General features: G+C 63.8%; 16 protein-coding genes. 7 read left to right on the top strand and 9 right to left on the bottom strand.

All coding sequences use genetic code 11. From position 1 onward, the window contains the following. The first annotated feature begins 32 nt into the window (after positions 1 to 32). Positions 33 to 692: a peroxiredoxin gene (locus tag BSQ44_RS03235; protein WP_072607826.1), complete on the top strand. Its 660-nt coding sequence runs from the start codon at positions 33 to 35 to the stop codon at positions 690 to 692. A 99-nt stretch (positions 693 to 791) separates the two neighbouring features. Here the strand turns inward: BSQ44_RS03235 and BSQ44_RS03230 are convergent, their stop codons facing one another. From BSQ44_RS03230 to trpS, 3 genes are all read right to left on the bottom strand, one after another. Then, positions 792 to 1,361 (bottom strand): NifU family protein, encoded by a 570-nt coding sequence (locus BSQ44_RS03230; protein WP_072601917.1) that lies wholly within the window; start codon positions 1,359 to 1,361, stop codon positions 792 to 794. Between the two features lie 107 nt (positions 1,362 to 1,468). Next, entirely contained in the window at positions 1,469 to 1,960 is a 492-nt protein-coding gene (locus BSQ44_RS03225; RefSeq protein WP_072601916.1) for a universal stress protein, read from the bottom strand. Between the two features lie 90 nt (positions 1,961 to 2,050). Continuing rightward, entirely contained in the window at positions 2,051 to 3,118 is a 1,068-nt protein-coding gene (gene trpS / locus BSQ44_RS03220; protein ID WP_072601915.1) for a tryptophan--tRNA ligase, read from the bottom strand. Between the two features lie 163 nt (positions 3,119 to 3,281). On the opposite strand from trpS, the gene BSQ44_RS03215 reads away from it, so the two are divergent. Together BSQ44_RS03215 and BSQ44_RS03210 are read left to right on the top strand one after the other, a co-directional pair. Beyond that, a complete protein-coding gene (locus BSQ44_RS03215) occupies positions 3,282 to 3,527 on the top strand; it encodes a type II toxin-antitoxin system VapB family antitoxin (RefSeq protein ID WP_072601914.1) in 246 nt (81 codons plus the stop codon). After that, positions 3,527 to 3,931 (top strand): type II toxin-antitoxin system VapC family toxin, encoded by a 405-nt coding sequence (locus tag BSQ44_RS03210; RefSeq protein WP_072601913.1) that lies wholly within the window; start codon positions 3,527 to 3,529, stop codon positions 3,929 to 3,931. Before BSQ44_RS03215 ends, BSQ44_RS03210 begins: the two co-directional genes overlap by 1 nt. Here BSQ44_RS03210 and murJ read toward each other — a convergent pair. From murJ to BSQ44_RS03195, 3 genes are all read right to left on the bottom strand, one after another. Further along, positions 3,906 to 5,486 carry a murein biosynthesis integral membrane protein MurJ gene (gene murJ, locus BSQ44_RS03205; RefSeq protein ID WP_072601912.1) on the bottom strand — a complete coding sequence of 527 codons (1,581 nt, stop codon included), beginning with the start codon at positions 5,484 to 5,486 and terminating at the stop codon, positions 3,906 to 3,908. The genes BSQ44_RS03210 and murJ overlap by 26 nt on opposite strands. A gap of 43 nt (positions 5,487 to 5,529) precedes the next feature. Further along, entirely contained in the window at positions 5,530 to 8,325 is a 2,796-nt protein-coding gene (locus BSQ44_RS03200; protein ID WP_072601911.1) for a [protein-PII] uridylyltransferase, read from the bottom strand. 76 nt (positions 8,326 to 8,401) lie between these two features. After that, on the bottom strand, positions 8,402 to 10,006 hold the full coding sequence (locus BSQ44_RS03195) for an EAL domain-containing protein (RefSeq protein ID WP_072601910.1): 1,605 nt from the start codon (positions 10,004 to 10,006) through the stop codon (positions 8,402 to 8,404). A 267-nt stretch (positions 10,007 to 10,273) separates the two neighbouring features. On the opposite strand from BSQ44_RS03195, the gene BSQ44_RS03190 reads away from it, so the two are divergent. Continuing rightward, on the top strand, positions 10,274 to 11,050 hold the full coding sequence (locus BSQ44_RS03190; protein ID WP_072601909.1) for an MBL fold metallo-hydrolase: 777 nt from the start codon (positions 10,274 to 10,276) through the stop codon (positions 11,048 to 11,050). Positions 11,051 to 11,225: 175 nt separating this feature from the next. Next, positions 11,226 to 11,384 (top strand): YqaE/Pmp3 family membrane protein, encoded by a 159-nt coding sequence (locus BSQ44_RS03185; protein ID WP_072601908.1) that lies wholly within the window; start codon positions 11,226 to 11,228, stop codon positions 11,382 to 11,384. A gap of 27 nt (positions 11,385 to 11,411) precedes the next feature. Here the strand turns inward: BSQ44_RS03185 and BSQ44_RS03180 are convergent, their stop codons facing one another. From BSQ44_RS03180 to BSQ44_RS03170, 3 genes are all read right to left on the bottom strand, one after another. Next, positions 11,412 to 13,046 carry an alpha-amylase family protein gene (locus tag BSQ44_RS03180; protein ID WP_072601907.1) on the bottom strand — a complete coding sequence of 545 codons (1,635 nt, stop codon included), beginning with the start codon at positions 13,044 to 13,046 and terminating at the stop codon, positions 11,412 to 11,414. 86 nt (positions 13,047 to 13,132) lie between these two features. Continuing rightward, a complete protein-coding gene (locus tag BSQ44_RS03175) occupies positions 13,133 to 14,728 on the bottom strand; it encodes an alpha-amylase family glycosyl hydrolase (protein ID WP_072601906.1) in 1,596 nt (531 codons plus the stop codon). Positions 14,729 to 14,895: 167 nt separating this feature from the next. Continuing rightward, entirely contained in the window at positions 14,896 to 15,516 is a 621-nt protein-coding gene (locus tag BSQ44_RS03170; RefSeq protein WP_072601905.1) for a L,D-transpeptidase, read from the bottom strand. Positions 15,517 to 15,779: 263 nt separating this feature from the next. Here BSQ44_RS03170 and BSQ44_RS03165 point away from each other — a divergent pair, with 263 nt between their 5' ends. Both BSQ44_RS03165 and rpsT read left to right on the top strand, forming a co-directional pair. Further along, on the top strand, positions 15,780 to 16,280 hold the full coding sequence (locus BSQ44_RS03165; RefSeq protein WP_072601904.1) for an MmcB family DNA repair protein: 501 nt from the start codon (positions 15,780 to 15,782) through the stop codon (positions 16,278 to 16,280). A gap of 296 nt (positions 16,281 to 16,576) precedes the next feature. Beyond that, entirely contained in the window at positions 16,577 to 16,843 is a 267-nt protein-coding gene (gene rpsT / locus BSQ44_RS03160) for a 30S ribosomal protein S20 (protein WP_072601903.1), read from the top strand. Positions 16,844 to 17,032 lie beyond the last annotated feature (189 nt).

Raw genomic sequence — 17,032 nt, 5'->3', positions numbered from 1 at the left:
CGAGGCGGCCCTTCACAGAAGGAGAAGCCATCATGGGCCTTCGCATCAACGATACCGCGCCGGACTTCACCGCCGAGACCACGCAGGGAACCATCAACTTCCACGACTGGATCGGCGACGGCTGGGCGGTCCTGTTCTCCCACCCGAAGAACTTCACCCCCGTCTGCACGACCGAACTCGGATCGATGGCCGGCTACGCTCCCGAATTCGAGAAGCGTGGCGTGAAGATCATCGGCATCTCGGTCGATCCGGTCGAGAGCCACGCGAAGTGGAAGGAAGACATACAGGTCGCGACGGGCCATTCGGTCAACTACCCGCTCATCGGCGACAAGGACCTGAAGGTCGCGAAGCTCTACGACATGCTGCCCGCTGGTGCGGGCGAGAGTTCGGAGGGCCGCACGCCGGCCGACAACGCGACCGTGCGTTCCGTGTTCGTCATCGGACCGGACAAGAAAATCAAGCTCGTGCTGAGCTATCCGATGACCACGGGCCGGAACTTCTCGGAGATCCTGCGCGCGATCGATTCGATCCAGCTGACTGCCAAGCATCAGGTCGCCACCCCGGCCGACTGGAAGTTCGGCGAGGACGTCATCATCACCGCCGCGGTCTCGAACGAGGATGCGAAAAACCGCTTCGGCTCCTTCGACACCATCCTGCCCTACCTCAGGAAGACGAAGCAGCCGGCGGCCTGAGGGCCAGCGTCCAACCGGACGACGAGAGTAGGTCAAAAATGCGAGCGGGCCCGAAAGGGCCCGCTCGTTCCACATTCGCCGTAAAGCAAAAAAGCCTGATCAGACGACCTGTTCGACCTGCTGGACTTCCGGGACGAAGTGCCGGAGCAGGTTCTGGATGCCGTGCTTCAGCGTCGCCGTGGACGATGGGCAGCCGGCGCAGGCACCCTTCATGTGCAGGAAGACCGTGCCGTTCTCGAAGCCGCGGAAGGTAATGTCGCCGCCATCCTGGGCAACGGCCGGCCGCACGCGCGTGTCGAGAAGCTCCTTGATCGTGACGACGATCTCCGAGTCCGCCTTGTCATAGAATTCTTCGCCGCTCTCCGCGTCGCCGGTGCTTTCGGGCGTGGCCATGACCGGTGCGCCGGACATGAAATGCTCCATGATGGAGCCCAGGATCGCGGGCTTCAGATGCTGCCATTCCGGTCCGTCCTTGGTGACGGTGACGAAGTCATAGCCGAAGAAGACGCCGGTCACGCCCGGAACGTCGAAGATGCGGGCAGCGAGCGGCGAGGCTACGCGGGCACTGTCGGCATCGCGGAAATCTGCGGTTCCCTCGTTGAGGACGACCTTCCCCGGCAGGAACTTGAGCGTCGCCGGGTTCGGCGTGGCTTCCGTCTGGATGAACATGGCGGGATCTCCTGCCTCTGTAGTTTTGAATAGTTCTAAATAGGCGCAACGGGCGCCCTTATCAAGCAATTCCGAACCGCGTTGAGTCGCATAAGCGGAATGGCTTTTCAGGCGAGGCTGTCGATATCCTCGTCGGTCAGGTTCGCGGGAACCACCGTCACCGGGATCTGGAACGACACTCCCTTGCCCGAAATCGACGAGACGAGGGGGCCCGGCCCCTCCTTGGAGGAGCCCGCGGCGAGGATGAGGATCGCTATGTCCTGGTCTTCCTCGATGAGTGCGTGGATCTCTTCCGATGGATCGCCTTCGCGGATGACGAGCTCGGCTTCTATGCCCGACCGTTCCCGCACTTTTGACGCCGCCGCGTCCAGCGCCGCAGACGCCGTCGCGTTCGCCTCCTCGCGCATGATCTTCTCGACGCCGAACCATTGCTGGAAATCGCCCGGTTCGATGACGAAGAGAAGGACGAGCGCTCCGCCGGTGCTCACCGCGCGGCGCGATGCGTAGGCCACGGCCCGCTCGCATTCGGGCGTGTCGTCCACGATGGCAAGGAACTTGCGCCGGTGGCCGGCTTCCCGGCTCAGTCGTTTCGAGACCATTCAGTCATCCCGCACTGTTGACGAAGGCCGCAATCTGCCATCGCGGTCGGGCAGCCGCAAGCTGCCCGCGGGAACTCTCCTGTCGCGGTCTCAATCCGCCAGCAGGCCGATGATCTCGCGCACGCCCTTCATCGTGGCCTCCGCCTTCGCGCCGGCACGCTCGCCGCCGTCCCTAAGGACGCTGTCGACGAAGGCCCGGTCGGCCGATATGCGCCGCATCTCCGCGGCGATCGGGGCGAGCCGGTCGACAGCAAGGTCTGCGAGCGCCGGCTTGAAGGCCGAGAACTGCTGGCCGCCGAATTCGGCGATCACGTCCTCTCGCGACCGTTCCGAAAGCGCGGCGTAGATGCCGACGAGGTTCTCGGCTTCCGGACGCTCCTTCAATCCGTCGAGTTCGGACGGCAACGGCTCGGGATCGGTCTTGGCCTTCCTGATCTTCTTGGAAATCGTGTCCGCATCGTCTGTCAGATTGATGCGCGACAGGTCCGACGGGTCCGACTTCGACATCTTCTTCGACCCGTCGCGCAGGCTCATGACACGCGTGGCCGGGCCTTCGATCAGCGGTTCGGTCAACGGGAAGAAGCCGTTCACCGTCTCCTCGCCCATTTCCATCTCGACGCCCAGGCCGAGCGAAGCGATCCTGGCGGAGAAGTCGTTGTTGAACTTCGCCGCGATGTCGCGTGTCAGTTCCAGGTGCTGCTTCTGGTCGTCGCCGACGGGCACATGGGTCGCGCGGTAGACCAGGATGTCGGCCGCCATCAGGCTCGGATAGGCGAGCAGGCCCAGCGAGGCGTTCTCGCGGTCCTTACCGGCCTTGTCCTTGAACTGCGTCATCCGGTTCATCCAGCCGATACGCGCCACGCAGTTGAAGATCCAGGCGAGTTCGGCGTGCTGCGGCACGCGGCTCTGGTTGAAGACGATGTGCTTCTTCGGATCGATGCCCGAGGCGAGAAACGCCGCGGTGATGGACCGCGTCTGTTCGACCAGATCGTCATGGACGAGCTGCGCCGTGATCGAATGCAGGTCGACGACGCAATAGATGCAGTCATGCGTCTCCTGCAGCGCCACGAACTTGCGGATCGCACCGAGATAGTTTCCGAGATGGAGGTTTCCGGTCGGCTGGACGCCGGAGAAGACGAGCGGCTTGAAGGCGGACATAGTTTCCTCGTGGCTTGTGGAGGGCCGTTTCGCGCGCGGCGAAAATCGAGCGGGCTTATGGGGCAAGGCGTGGAGACGCGCAAGAGCGTCCTCGCTGCGATGACGAGAATTGACTGTTGCCAGCTTTATCTACATGTTCCCCTCTACACGGTAGGGTCAACCAATGTCCATCAACATCACCAACAAGGAAGCGGATCGCCTGACGCGCAGGCTCGCGGAGATGGAAGGGATCGGACTTTCGGAAGCCGTCATCATGGCGATGCGCGAAGCGATCGAACGCCGTCGGGAGCAGGAAACGCCGATGGAGACTGCGGCGCGGCTGCGCGCCGAGTTCGGTATCAAACTCACCGACCAGGCACGCACCCCCCTGCCGCAATCGTTCTTCGACGACCTTTCCGGCGACTCCTGATGTTTGTCGATGCCGCGGCGATCATAGCGATCCTGAGCGACGAGCAGGAGGCCGCGAGATGCGCCGAGGCCATTGCGTCTGCTGAGACCCGCAGTACCTCGCCCATCGCGGTCTGGGAGGCGGCAATGGCGCTCGCAAATCCGCGGAAGTTCGGAATTGCCCCCACCCAGGCAGCTGGTCTGGTCCGCCGTTTCATGGACGAACGTGGCATCGACCTGATCGATCTTCCTCCCGCCGACGAGGTTGCCCTCCTTGCCGTCGAGGCTGCGGAACGTTTCGGCAGCGGCCGGCGACGCCTCAATCTGGGAGACTGCTTCCATTACGCCTGCGCGAAACACCACGGAATCCCGATCCTATCGACCGCGGACGAGTTCCGATTCACGGACCTGGAAGTCGTCCTTTGACCTTCCGTCGTCGCAGCATCCCCGCGATCTGCTTTCCATCCAGCGCCCCTGTCGCAATCACGATCCCGAAATAGACGATCGCCCCGGCGGCGATGATGCCGAGCACGGTTGCCAGGCGGACCAAGAGCGGGCCGTCGAGCCACGGTGCCAGCGTCACCTGTAGCACCCAGAGCGCGGCGCCCATGACCAAGCCTGCGAATACGATCAGGCCCGACCGCCGCAGCGTCGCCGGCGACGGCCGGAAGGCGTCGCGGCGCCACAGCGTGGCGGCGAGCAGGATCACGTTGATCCAGGCCGAGAGCGACGTCGCGGCCGCGAGGCCGACATGGCCGTAGAACGGGAACAGCGCCAGGCTGCCGGCGATGTTCACCGCCACCGCGATCATCGAGAACCACATCGGCGTCTTCATGTCCTCGCGCGCGAAGAAGCCAGGCGAGAAGACCTTGATGAGGACATAGGCCGGTAGGCCGGCGGCGAATGCGGCGAGTGCGGCGGCCGTCAGCTGCGTGGTCTGCTCGGTGAAGGCGCCGCGTTCGTAGAGCAGGCTGACGATCGGCCCCGGCATGACCAGGAAGCCGACGGCAGCTGGGAAAGTCAGGCCGAGCGCGAATTCCAGCGAGCGGTTCTGCAGGTGCTGCGCGTCCTTCTCGTCGCCCGCCTTCAGGGCACGCGAGAGCTCCGGCAGCAGTACCACTCCCACGGCGATGCCGATGACGCCGAGCGGCAGCTGGTTGATGCGGTCGGCATAGTTGAGCAGCGCGATGGCCCCGTCCTGCGCCGAGGCGATGATCTGCCCGACGAGCAGGTTGATCTGCGTCACGCCGCCGGTCAGCATGGCCGGTCCCATCAGGAGCAGCAGGCGGTTGACCTTGGGCGTCATGCGGGGGCGGCGGAAGCCCATGGAGTAGCCCTCGCGCCCTACGCCCATGATCAGGAACAAGAGCTGCGCGATGCCGGACGCGAGGACGCCCCAGGCGAGCCAGATGCCCGTGGTGCGCGATTCGACCCCGGCGTAGAGCGCCGCGACCAGCACCACCGACAGGATGACGTTGAGGAGCACCGGCACGATGGCCGCCAGGAAATACCGGCGCATCGAGTTCAGGATCCCCGACAGCATCGCCACCAGCGACATGCAGAAGAGATACGGGAACATGATGCGGGTCATCAGGACCGTGAGGTCGAACTTTTCCGGCGTGTCGGCGAAGGCCGGCGCGACGATCGTCCCGACGAGGGCGGGCATGAAGAAGATGGCGATGACGGAAAGGACCAGCAGCGCGACGACCAGCACCGACAGCACCTCTTCCGCAAAACGGCGCGCGCCGTTCATCCCGTCCGCTTCCAGCTCCTTTGCGAAGAGCGGGATGAAGGCGGTGTTGAACGCGCCTTCGGCGAAGAGCCGTCGGAAGAGGTTGGGAAAGCGGAAGGCGGCATAGAAGGCATCCGCGACCGGACCGGCGCCGAGGGCGGCCCCGATCAGCGCCTCGCGCACGAAGCCGAGAACGCGGCTTGCCATCGTCGCGCCGCCGACGCTGGCGAACTTGCCGACGAGACTCATGACCTTTTACCGCCTTCCGCGGCCAAGCGCCGGACCAGTTGGATCATTCGGCGGCGAGCTTCAGCTTCTGCGCCCGGCTGGGACCGCCGAGCGTGGCAATGAGCCTGTCGCGGATCGCCTCCTGCCGGGTCGGGTTCTCGACCTTCTGGCCGGTCAGGTCCGTCACGTAGAAGGTGTCGATCACCTTTTCGCCGAAGGTGGTGATGTGCGCCGAGGTGATGTCGAGTGAAAGATCGGAGATCGCCCCGGTTATCTCTGACAGCAATCCCGGCCGGTCCAGCCCCTCGACCTCTATCACCGAGAAGCGATTCGAGAGCGTGTTGCGTATTTCGGCCCGCGGCTCGATGCGGAACGTCTTGTGGCCGCGCTTCGGCCTGGCGCGCTTCTCGATCATCTCGGGCAGCTCGCTACGGCCCGAAAGCACGTCCTCGATGAGCCGCCCGACGCGCACCCCGCGGCGCTGTTCGTCCTCGTCGCGGTCGAACTCGCGGCCGATGAGGATGGTATCCAGAGCGCGGCCGTCCGTGGTGGTGAAAATCTGCGCATCGACGATGTTGGCGCCGGCCGCGGCACAGGCGCCAGCGACGACCGAAAGCAGGCGCGGATGGTCGGGCGTAAGCACCGTGATCTCGGTCACGGCTTCGAACGCGCGCATCGTCACGCCAGCGCTGAACACCTTTCCGTTGGCGTCCGCCTCCCGGATGAACTCCGCGTCCCGGACCTGATCTTCCAGATCCATCGTCAGCAGATAGTTGTCGTAGTGAAGCTTGAGAATGTTGTCGCGCTCCCGCTCCGGCCAGCCCGAGAGCGCTTCGGCGAGTTGCTCCCGCGCCTGTTCGGCCCGCTTGGCGCGCGAGACTTCCGAAAAACCGCCGGTGAGCAGGAGTTCGGTCTCGTAGTAGAGGGTGCGCAGCAATTGTCCTTTCCACCCGTTCCAGACCCCCGGCCCGACCCCGCGTATGTCGCAGACCGTCAGTACGAGCAGCATCTTCAGCCGCTCGACCGACTGCACGACGTCGGCGAAGTCGTCGATGGTCTTGCGGTCGTTGAGGTCGCGCGTCTGCGCCGTCATCGACATCAGGAGATGGTGCTCCACCAGCCAGGCGATGGTTTCGGTCTCGGCAGCCGAGAATCCCATGTGCGGGCAAAGCTTGCGGGCGATCTTGGCACCCGCTTCCGAATGATCCTCCGGCCGGCCCTTGGCGATGTCGTGCAGGAGCAGGGCGGTATAGAGTATCTCGCGCTGCGGCTTCAGGCCGGGCATCAGCTTGTGGGCGAGGGGATGGGCCTTTTCGCCGTCGCCCCGCTCGATCTCGGCCAGCACGCCGATGCAGCGCAAGAGATGTTCGTCCACCGTGTAGTGGTGGTACATGTTGAACTGCATCATCGCGACGATCTTGCCGAAATCGGGGATCAGTTTCCCGAGCACCCCTGCCTCGTTCAGGCGCCTTAGGTTCAGCTCCGGATTCCGGCCGGACGTCATCACGTCCATGAACAGCCGGTTCGCCTCCCGGTCGCGGCGGAGATCGCGGTCGATCAGCTTCAACGAACGAGTGACAAGTTTGAGCGCATCGGGATGGAACTCGAGCCCGTGCTTGTCGGCGAACCAGAACAGGCGCAGCAGATTGACCGGATCGCGCTCGAAAACCCCGTCGTCGGCGATGTTGATACGGTCGTTGTCGACGATGAAGTCCGACGTGCCGGCGAGCTTGCGCCGCCTGCGCTGGAAGCTTTGAAGAAGGCGGTTGAACCCCGGCACGTGCTTGGCCTGCTCTTCCTCGAGCGCGGCGCAGAAGATCCGGGTCAGATCACCCACTTCCTTGGCGACGAGGAAATAGTGCTTCATGAAGCGCTCGACCGCCGATAGGCCGGGATGGCTCGTATAGCCGAGCCTTTCGGCGATATCGCGCTGGATGTCGAAATGCAGGCGCTCCTCCGCCTTCCCCGTCTGGAAGTGGAGGTGGCAGCGCACCGCCCAGAGGAAATCCTCCGCTTTACGGAACTGAAGGTATTCCTTGCGCGTGAAGACGCCCTTCTCGACGAGTTCCTCGCCGGTGCGGACGCGATAGTAGTACTTCGCGATCCAGAACAGCGTGTGCAGGTCGCGCAGCCCGCCCTTGCCGTCCTTCACGTTGGGCTCGACGAGATAGCGGCTGGCGCCGACCTTGCGGTGCCGCTCGTCGCGCTCCGCGAGCTTCGCCTGGACGTATTCGGCGCCCGTGGAACTGACGACCTCCTTGTCGAAGCGCTTCACGAGTTCGTCGAACAGGCCCGTATCGCCCCAGAGGTAGCGCGCCTCGAGCACGGCGGTCCGGATCGTGATGTCGGTGCGCGAAAGACGCACGCATTCGTCGATGTTGCGAGTCGCATGGCCGACCTTCAGCCCGAGGTCCCACAGCATGTAGAGCAGGTATTCGACCACCTGCTCGCCCCACGGTGTCTGCTTGTAGGGCAGCAGGAAAAGCAGGTCGATGTCTGAACCCGGCGCCAGGGTCCCGCGGCCGTATCCGCCCACCGCGACGACGGTCATGCGCTCTCCGGCGGACGGGTTCTTGGAGCGGTAGACGTGGGTGACGGCGAAGTCGTAGAGGGCGCGAATGACCTCGTCCATGAGATGCGACAGCCGGGCGGCGCAAGCCGTTCCGCCGCCGTCTTCCATCAACATCGCCTCGGCTTTGCGATGGCCTGCCGCCAGTGTCTCGCGCAGCTTCTGAAGAACCGAGGCGCGTATCTCGGGCGTCGATCCGTCGCCGCTGTCTGCAAGGGTCAGTGCGGTCAACTCGCGCCGGAGTGCCTCACCATCGATCATTTCATCCAGTTTCAGGGCTGTCTTCGCCATCAGTGCCGCGCAGTTCGGGTTCTGGGCGCGGTCTATAGCGCGAAACATGGGAAATGGATACGGGAGGGCCGGCTCGTCAGGCGGCGTTTCGCTGAGGAACGGCCTCGAAGGATCTGTCGAGCACGAAGCGCGAAAAGCGCTCCAGATCCAGTGGCCGCGCGATGAAATAGCCCTGTGCGAAGTCCACGCGTGCCGTGTCCGCCTCAAGCTGCGCCAGCCGTTCGGCCGTCTCGACGCCTTCCACGACGATCTTCCTGCCTGCGGCATGCACCATGTCTATGGCGTGACGGAGCATTTCGGACATGATGCTGCCGGTGGGCGCCATGGCGAAGGATCGGTCCAGCTTAACGCCGTCCACGTCGAGTTCCGCCAGATGCTTCAGCGTGGAGTATCCGGTCCCAAAGTCGTCCATGTAGACCTTGAAACCGGCCCGGCGGAGCGCGCGGATATGCGACTGCCCCTTTGCCAGGTCGACGTGGTCGCACTCGACGATCTCGAGCACGAGTTCGAACCGGTCTCGTGCGTCGTCGAAGATGGAGAAGGTGCGCACGAGCGCGGCGGCATCGAGATCACGCGGGAAGACGTTGAAGTTCACCTGGAGACGCTGCCCGTCGAACGAGGCCGCGGTGAGGTCGCGGTATGCCTTCTCGATGACGAGTCGGGTGAACCGCGACGTGAGTTCGTGTTTCTGCACGAGAGGCAGGAAGCGGTCCGGATAGACGATCGCATCGTCGATGTCGCGCCAGCGGGCGAGCACTTCGCAGCCGATGACCGCGCCCGTCTTCACCTCGATGATCGGCTGGTAGGCACAAACGATCGAGTTTTCGTCGAGATGGCGCAGGAAGCGCGCCTCGAAGGACCATAAGCGGCGCATGAACCTGAGAGCGAGCCGCGTAATCCAACTGGCGATCGTGCCTGCTAGGACGAGAAGCACCGCCACCGGAAGCTTGTAGTGCGCAGCCAGTTCGGCGACCGCCGCGCGCATCGAGATGCAGTGGAACCCCTCTGTCACGCAGACCTTCTGGCGCACCGCGAACAGGCCATCCGTCCATCCGCGGCGTTTCGAAAGCTGTTCGTCCTGGTGAACCCATTCGTTTCCGCTGCGATGCCACCAGCGACCGTTCGGCGCTACCAGCACCGCCTCGGCCTTCATCCAGGCCGGCAACGGAAGCTTCATCTCCTGGCGCGGAACCACGGCGGCAAACCGATCATGGAGGACGATGGTGCCGACCATGCCCGGCAGTCCAGCGAAACTGATGTCGCGATCGATCCAGAAGCTCTTCCCGTCCGCGGTCGCGAAGTCGGGTTCGCCGAGCGGCACCGGCTGGGCAAAACGCTCCACGTTGACTGAGCATTCGACAATGCCCCCGGGCGCGTAGAAGAACTCGTTGAGGCCGTCCGGGAGATAGGCCACCTTCCTCATGTGCAGCTGGAACCCCGCCGAACACGGCGCGTCGGCGATATCCGCGCGGAGTGCCTGGAACGCGGCGCGGATGCTTTCGTCGAGGCGGACAAACTGCTCGAGGCCCGCTTCGGCGTCCTGCCGCATCGCTTCCCGGACCTGCATGTAGCTGAACGCCGCCAGCACCAAGGCGGTGCCGACAAAGGCGGCGAACCAGACGGCGATCCCGATCAGCTTCAGGTTGCGTGTCGAAATGAAGATGCCGGCGAGCTTGGCCATCGAAATTCCCCTTCGATCAGCCTGATCCCAAATGCTCAAAACGGAGTTAACTTATGTAATTTTCTCGCTGTGATTGAACTCATGCCGAGCTGCGGAAACATTTCCCCGGCTCTCGTTGTCGGCGACCGAGAAAAAACTTCGATCACGACACGTTCATGAAGAGTTGAACGCCATGTGGTCGCCGCCTGTCGATCACTCCCTACCATTCACGATGGGGAACGGCGTCAACCGGCAAACGTCCCTCGATATCAAGCTACGGAGAACGCCATGCACATCACCCGACGCGGAACGCTCATGCTCGGACTTACCGGCCTAGCGACGATCGGCGCGACCACGATCATGCCCTACGCGGCGCGGGCGCAGGACGGCGAAGGCGACACCTATGACACCGAGAGCGGCCAGATCACAATCCATCCGATCTCCCACGCCTCCTTCGTCATGACCACGCCCGCCATGACGATCTACAATGACCCCGTCGGGGGTGCGGCGGCTTATGAGGGGCAACCGGAGCCCGACCTCATCCTCATCACCCACGAGCATGGCGACCACTTCGACGCGGAAACGCTCTCCGGGATCGTCACCGAGAATACGCGCCTCGTGACAAACCCGGCCGTCTACGACATGCTTCCGGAGGACCTGAAATCGAAGGCCACCGCGATCGGGAACGGCGAGAGCACCACGGTGGAGGGAATGGAAATCGCGGCGATCCCCGCCCACAACACCACCGAGGATCGCCTCCAGTACCATCCGAAGGGGCGCGACAATGGCTACGTGCTCTCGATCGACGGGCGGCGCGTTTACATTGCCGGCGATACGGAAGACATTCCCGAGATGCGTGCGCTGGAGGACATCTTCATCGCCTTCGTCCCCATGAACCTGCCCTACACGATGGATGTCGACCAGGCAGCCTCGGCCGTTGCCGAGTTCGCGCCGCAATATGTCTACCCCTATCACTATCGCGACAGCGATCCCCAGGCCTTCGCCGAGCAGGTCCGGGAGTCGGAAGCCGAGACCGAAGTGGTGATGGGTCCCTGGTACGGCTGACCATTCGCCCTTCGCGGGACGGCGGACAGCGCCGTCCCGGCCTTCCGACGCTATCGCCATCATCGCATCCGCCGGTCCGTGTCCCCCCGCGCAACGGCGCAAGGCTGTCGTTGTGCGGGAACCGTTTGCGCCGCGGGCGGTTGTTCGGCAGTCGAAAGCGAGGGAGCAGCCCATCATGGACGTCATCAGGATACTGGCAGCCGTCATCCTCCCTCCACTCGGGGTTTTCCTCCAGGTCGGGCTCGGGCTGCACTTCTGGCTCAACATCCTGCTGACGTTGCTGGGCTACATTCCCGGCATCATCCACGCTATCTGGGTGGTGCTGCGCAAATAGCTGGGTCTTGGGGCTGCGACCGCGGGCTCAGCGACGGTCCTCGTCGGGGCGCAGCCACACGAAATCGTAGGGTCCCAGGCTGAACTTCTCGCCACAGGTGACCGGTTCACGTCCGCCGCTTCCGCTCAGGATCGGCACCAGCGGCTCGCCTTCGTCCTTCCCCTCTATCCTGGCTTCGACGTTCTGGTCCGACAGGTTGTGGATCGTGATGATTTCGTTGCCGCGCCAGGAGCACCGCAGTCCCAGCAGCCGTGAATCGAGCTCCAGGACCTCCCACTTCCCCCAGCCGATATCGGGCACCGCCCGCCGCGCCCTTATCAGGCCGCGGATGAAGTTGAGCAGCGAATCGGGGGCATTGTTCTGGGCGTCGATGTTGACCTTCGCGTAGCCGTACTCGCCATCTTCCTTCATCTCGCGGACGAGGTCCTCCCCGGGGCAGACGGAGAAGCCGCCATTCGGCCGGGACGACCACTGCAAGGGCGTGCGGACCGCCTCGCGCTCCTTGAGATCGAGGTTCTCGCCCATGCCGATCTCCTCGCCGTACCAGATGACGGGCGTACCCGGCAGCGAGAACATCAGGCTGTAGGCGAGCCGGAGCCGGCGCTGGTCCCCGTCGAGCATCGGCGCCAGGCGCCGCCGGATGCCGCGATCGTAGACGATCATGCCCGGATCGGGCGCCATCGCATTGAAGACCTCCTGGCGTTCCAGGTTGGACAGGCGCCCGAGATCGAGTTCGTCGTGGTTGCGCAGGAACGTGCCCCACTGCCCCTCGATCGACAGGTCCGGCATCATGGCGAGAACCCGCCGGATGGGCTCGGCATCCTTGCGGACGAAGCCGAGGAACATGTGCTGGTTCAGCATGAAGTTGAAGACCATTTGGATGCGGTTTCCATCTTTGCCGAAATAGTCGGTCACCTCCTTCATGGTGACGTTCGCCTCGGCAAGCAGGACGGATTCCGCGCGACGCCAGGACAGCAGCCGGCGCAAATCCGACAGATAGTCCGCCGGATCCTCCTTCGGACGCTCTTTCAGCCCCTTGTACTCGATCAGGAACGGGACCGCGTCCATGCGGAAGCCCGAGACCCCGAGCTGGAGCCAGAAGCCCATGATCTTGTCGATCTCTTCCCGCACCTCGGGATTGGCGGTGTTGAGATCAGCCTGATGTTTGTAGAACCGATGAAGGTACCAGCTCTTCGCCTTGCGATCGTACGTCCAGATCGCCTCCTGCACGCCCGGGAAGACCACGCCGTCGTGGATGTTCTCCGGCTTCTCATCCGACCAGACGTACCAGTCCCGGTAGGGAGAATTCGGGTCGCTGCGCGCGCTCTGGAACCAGGGGTGGTCGATCGAGGTGTGGTTCACGACCAGATCGACGAGGACCCGCATCCCTCTGTCGTGCGCCGCGCGCGTGAAGGCGACGAAATCCCCCAGCGATCCGAGGCGAGGGTCGACGCCGTAGAAATCCGTGATGTCGTAGCCGTTGTCCCGGTTGGGGCTCGGATAGAAGGGCAGCAGCCAGATGCAGGTGGCGCCGAGCGATTCGATGTAGTCGAGCCGGTCGGCGAGGCCCTTGAAGTCGCCGACCCCGTCGCCGTTGGAATCCATGAAGGCGTCCGCGTCGACGCAATAGATGACCGCGTTCTTGTACCAGAGGTCCAGCATCGGCAAACCCGTCCCGTTTCAATGTGGCATGACAACGGTTCCCGCGCGGTCACGTTCCGACAGCAGATGGGATGGCTCTTTGTCGGTCAGTCGCGCTCGAGGGTCGCCAGGATGCCCTCGTTCGGCCGCAGCTCGACCGATCCATCCAGTTCCTCGCCTGTGCGGTCGAGAGCCGTGGACAGCACGATACGTGCCTTCGATCCCCGAGGGATCGCGCAGGAGCGGTTCTCCTTGCTGAAGTTCAGCACGATCCGGAAGCGTTCGTCGCCGTGGCGGCGCTCGAAGGCCAGCACGTTGCCCTCGGCACCACTGAGTTCGAAGGAGCCGACGCTCAGCGCGGGGTGTCTCTGCCGGAAATGGATCAGCTGATGATAAAGCGACAGAATCGAGTTCTTGTCATCACGAAGGCAGGCGACGTTGCAATCGCCATTATCGGCTGCGAGCGGCAGCCAGGGCTTTCCTGCCGTGAAGCCAGCGTTGGCCCCGTCCTCCCACTGCATCGGGGTGCGCGCGGGATCTCGGCCGACGCCGAGGCCCGGCTCGTTCTTCTCCCACGGGTCCTGCACGGCCTCCGGCGGGATCTGCACCTCGCCGAGGCCGATCTCGTCGCCGTAGTACATGGTGGGTGTCCCGCGTAGGGTCAGGAGCAGCATGCCGGCAAGCCGCGCCTGTTCCAGCCCCACGCGCGCGGCGATCCGCTTCTGATCGTGGTTGCCGAGCACCCAGTTCGGCCAGCCGCCATCGGGGAGCTTGTCCTCGTATTCGACGATCAGCCTGGCGATCTCCTCCGCGCGCCAGCTGGCCTGGAGAAGCTGGAAGTTGAACGGCAGGTGCGCGCCCTTCAGGTCCTCGCCGTAATAGGCAACGAGCCTTTCGAGCGGCAGGTAGATCTCGCCGATCAGCACCCGCTCCGGATACTCCTGCAGAACCGACCGCATCTCGGCGATCACCTCGTGCACCTCCGGCTGATCGGCCGAATGCACCTGAAGAAAACGGTTGATCTCCGCCTGGCTTGGCTGGAAGGAGGGGTTGGGCGGGTTGCCGCGGAACTCCGCGTCCTTGATGAGATGCCAGATGACGTCGACGCGGAACCCGTCGACACCGCGGTCGAGCCAGAAGCGCATGGCATCGTACATCGCCTCGCGAACCTCGCGGTTGCGCCAGTTGAGGTCCGGCTGCTCCTTCAGGAAGGCGTGGTAGTAGTATTGTCCAGTGGCTTCGTCCCATTGCCACGCGGAGCCGCCGAAATTGCTGATCCAGTTGTTGGGCGGCCCTCCGTTGGGAGCGGGATCGCGCCAGATGTACCAGTCGCGCCTGTCGTTGTCGCGCGACTGCCGGCTTTGCCGGAACCAGGGATGTTCCTCGGAAGTGTGGTTCGGCACGAAGTCGAGGATAACCTTGAGGTCGCGGGCGTGCGCGTCTTCAACCAGCCGCTCGAAGTCCTCCATCGTCCCGAACATCGGATCGACGCCGCGATAGTCGCACACGTCGTAGCCGAAATCGGCCATGGGCGAGGGATAGAAGGGCGAAATCCAGATGGCCTCGACACCGAGCCAGGCAAGATAGTCGAGCCGGCGGCGAATGCCTTCCAGGTCGCCGATCCCGTCTCCGTTGGTGTCCTGAAAGGATCGCGGGTAGATCTGGTAGACGATCCCGCGCTTCCACCAGATCTGGTCCGGCATCTGAGCACTCCCGTGGCTGTTCACAGGACGCAATACACCGCGCCCGCAAACTGTTCCGACCGGAATGCGCTTAATAACCCGTCAGGTGGTGTGATCGTGCCGGGCCTTTGCCGGATCCGGGCACGATCGAAGGGTCGCCGCCGCGATGGGGCGACCCGCGCTCTTCTTTAGAGAACGATGACCTTGGCGCCGTTCTCCGCGCGCTCGTAGAGGTCGATGATGTCCTGGTTGATCAGCCGGATGCATCCCGAAGACATCGCCTGCCCGATGGAATTCCATTCCGGCGTGCCGTGGAGGCGGTATCCGGTGTCGCCATTCTTGTTGAACAGGTAGAGCGCCCGCGCGCCGAGTGGGTTCATCAGACCGGGCGGCATGCCGCCGCGCCATTTTGCAAGTTCCGGCTGCCGGCCTATCATCTCGGAGGGCGGGGTCCAGGTCGGCCACTCGCGCTTCATGGCCACGCGCGCCGTGCCTTTCCACTCGAAGCCCTCGCGCCCGACGCCGATGCCGTAGCGCATCGCCTTGCCTTCCGGCATGACGAGATAGAGGAACTTCTCGTTGGTATCGACGATGATGGTACCCGGCTTCTCCTTCGTGTCGTAGCGGACGGTCTGCCGATGATACTTCCGCGGCACCTTGGAGATGGGAATGGACGGCAGCTGGTAGCCGGAATCCTTCTTCGATCCGTACGAGGAGGAAAACATGCTGATGGTGCCGTCGGACGTGCAGCCCGCGAGTGCCGTCGCCAGTGCCAACCCCGCCGCGACGACGATTGCTCTTGTTCTCATGCTTCGTTCCCGATTGAAGGCCCTGCCCGATTCGAGCCATGATTAGGTCCGAAATCTTAACGGCAGTTTACCTTGATTTTGCCAAGCCTCATCGGCACCGGCGCGTCCCCACGGGCGGAATTCAGCCACAATTATTGCAGTTCGGCAACATCTTCGTTCCCCGGAGCCCCGACCGGCCTCGCGACCGCCGCTATGGCAGGAGCCTTTTTGCACCTGCTGGACGGAAGGTTTCGCTTCGAACCCGATGGTGGCATTCTGCGCCGATGCCCATCGTCTCGCCGATTCCCCTCAATCCCCTCGTCGACGGCCGTCAGTCGGAACGCGCGCTTCTGGTCCGGCGCGGCGTCCAGCGCATGCTGTTGCAGATGAACGCGCACGTCCTGCCGGAGCTTTCGCTTGCATCCGGCCGACGGGCCGACCTGATCGCGATCACCCGCAATGCCGAGATATGGATCATAGAGATCAAGTCCTCGGTGGAGGATTTCCGCGTCGACCGGAAATGGCCGGAGTACCGGCTTCACTCAGATCGCTTCTTCTTCGCCACCCATCCGGAGGTCCCGGCCTCGATCTTCCCGGAGGAGTGCGGCTTCATCCTGTCGGACGGCTACGGCGCGGAAGTGGTCCGCGACGCTCCCGAACACCGGCTGGCGCCGGCCACCCGCAAGTCCCTCCTGATGCGGTTCGCTCGCGCCGGCGCGGCGCGGCTGCTTGCCGCCGAGATGGCCGGCGTTTCGGTGCCCTCCATCGAAGGCGAGAGCGATTGACGGCTGCGGTCGCTGGCGAACTCATATAATAAAAGTCGTCACCGCTCCCCGGAGCGAGGAGCATTCCGTCGCCTCATCGGAGCCTCGTCGGTGAGACTCCCGGCACGATCGACCGTCCGTTGGTAGGACTCGATCGGGCCCGTGAAACTCTCGTATTTCACCGCCGGAAGGCGTTGACGCATCGCCGAAGCTCGACTATAAGCCCGCACGACTGAGGCGGCCCATCCGGCCGCCCGTTTGTTTTCGCGCCTGCCGGCATCGGAGTGGCGCGACCCTGGCAAAACGAGAGAGGCACCATGGCCAATACGAGCTCGGCCAAGAAGGCTACGCGCAAGATCGCCCGCCGGACCGAAATGAACAAGAACCGCCGTTCGCGCGTGCGCACCTTCGTGCGCAAGGTCGAGGAAGCAATCGCTTCCGGAGACAAGACGGCGGCCGAGACGGCTTTCAGGGACGCTCAGCCGGAGCTGATGCGCGCCGCGACGAAGGGCGTCCTGCACAGGAACACCGCCTCGCGGAAAGTGTCCCGTCTGGCACAGCGCGTGAAGGCTCTCGGCGCCTGACGCAACGTCATACGGCTAAGCAATTCTTGATGAAGCCCGGCGGCAACGCCGGGCTTTTCGTTTGCCTCCAATGGCTTGCCCATGGCATCATAGTGCATTGCGAAAAACGGGACGCTTTTCGTTTGCCGGCATAACCGTCCTGCAGACCGGCGTGGGGAAACGGACCCTTGCAACCGCAAAGCGGCGCTC

Origin of the sequence: Aquibium oceanicum, assembly GCF_001889605.1 — a bacterium.
GTDB classification, from domain to species: Bacteria; Pseudomonadota; Alphaproteobacteria; order Rhizobiales; family Rhizobiaceae; genus Aquibium; species Aquibium oceanicum.
This window is presented reverse-complemented; position numbering and strand designations above follow the sequence as displayed.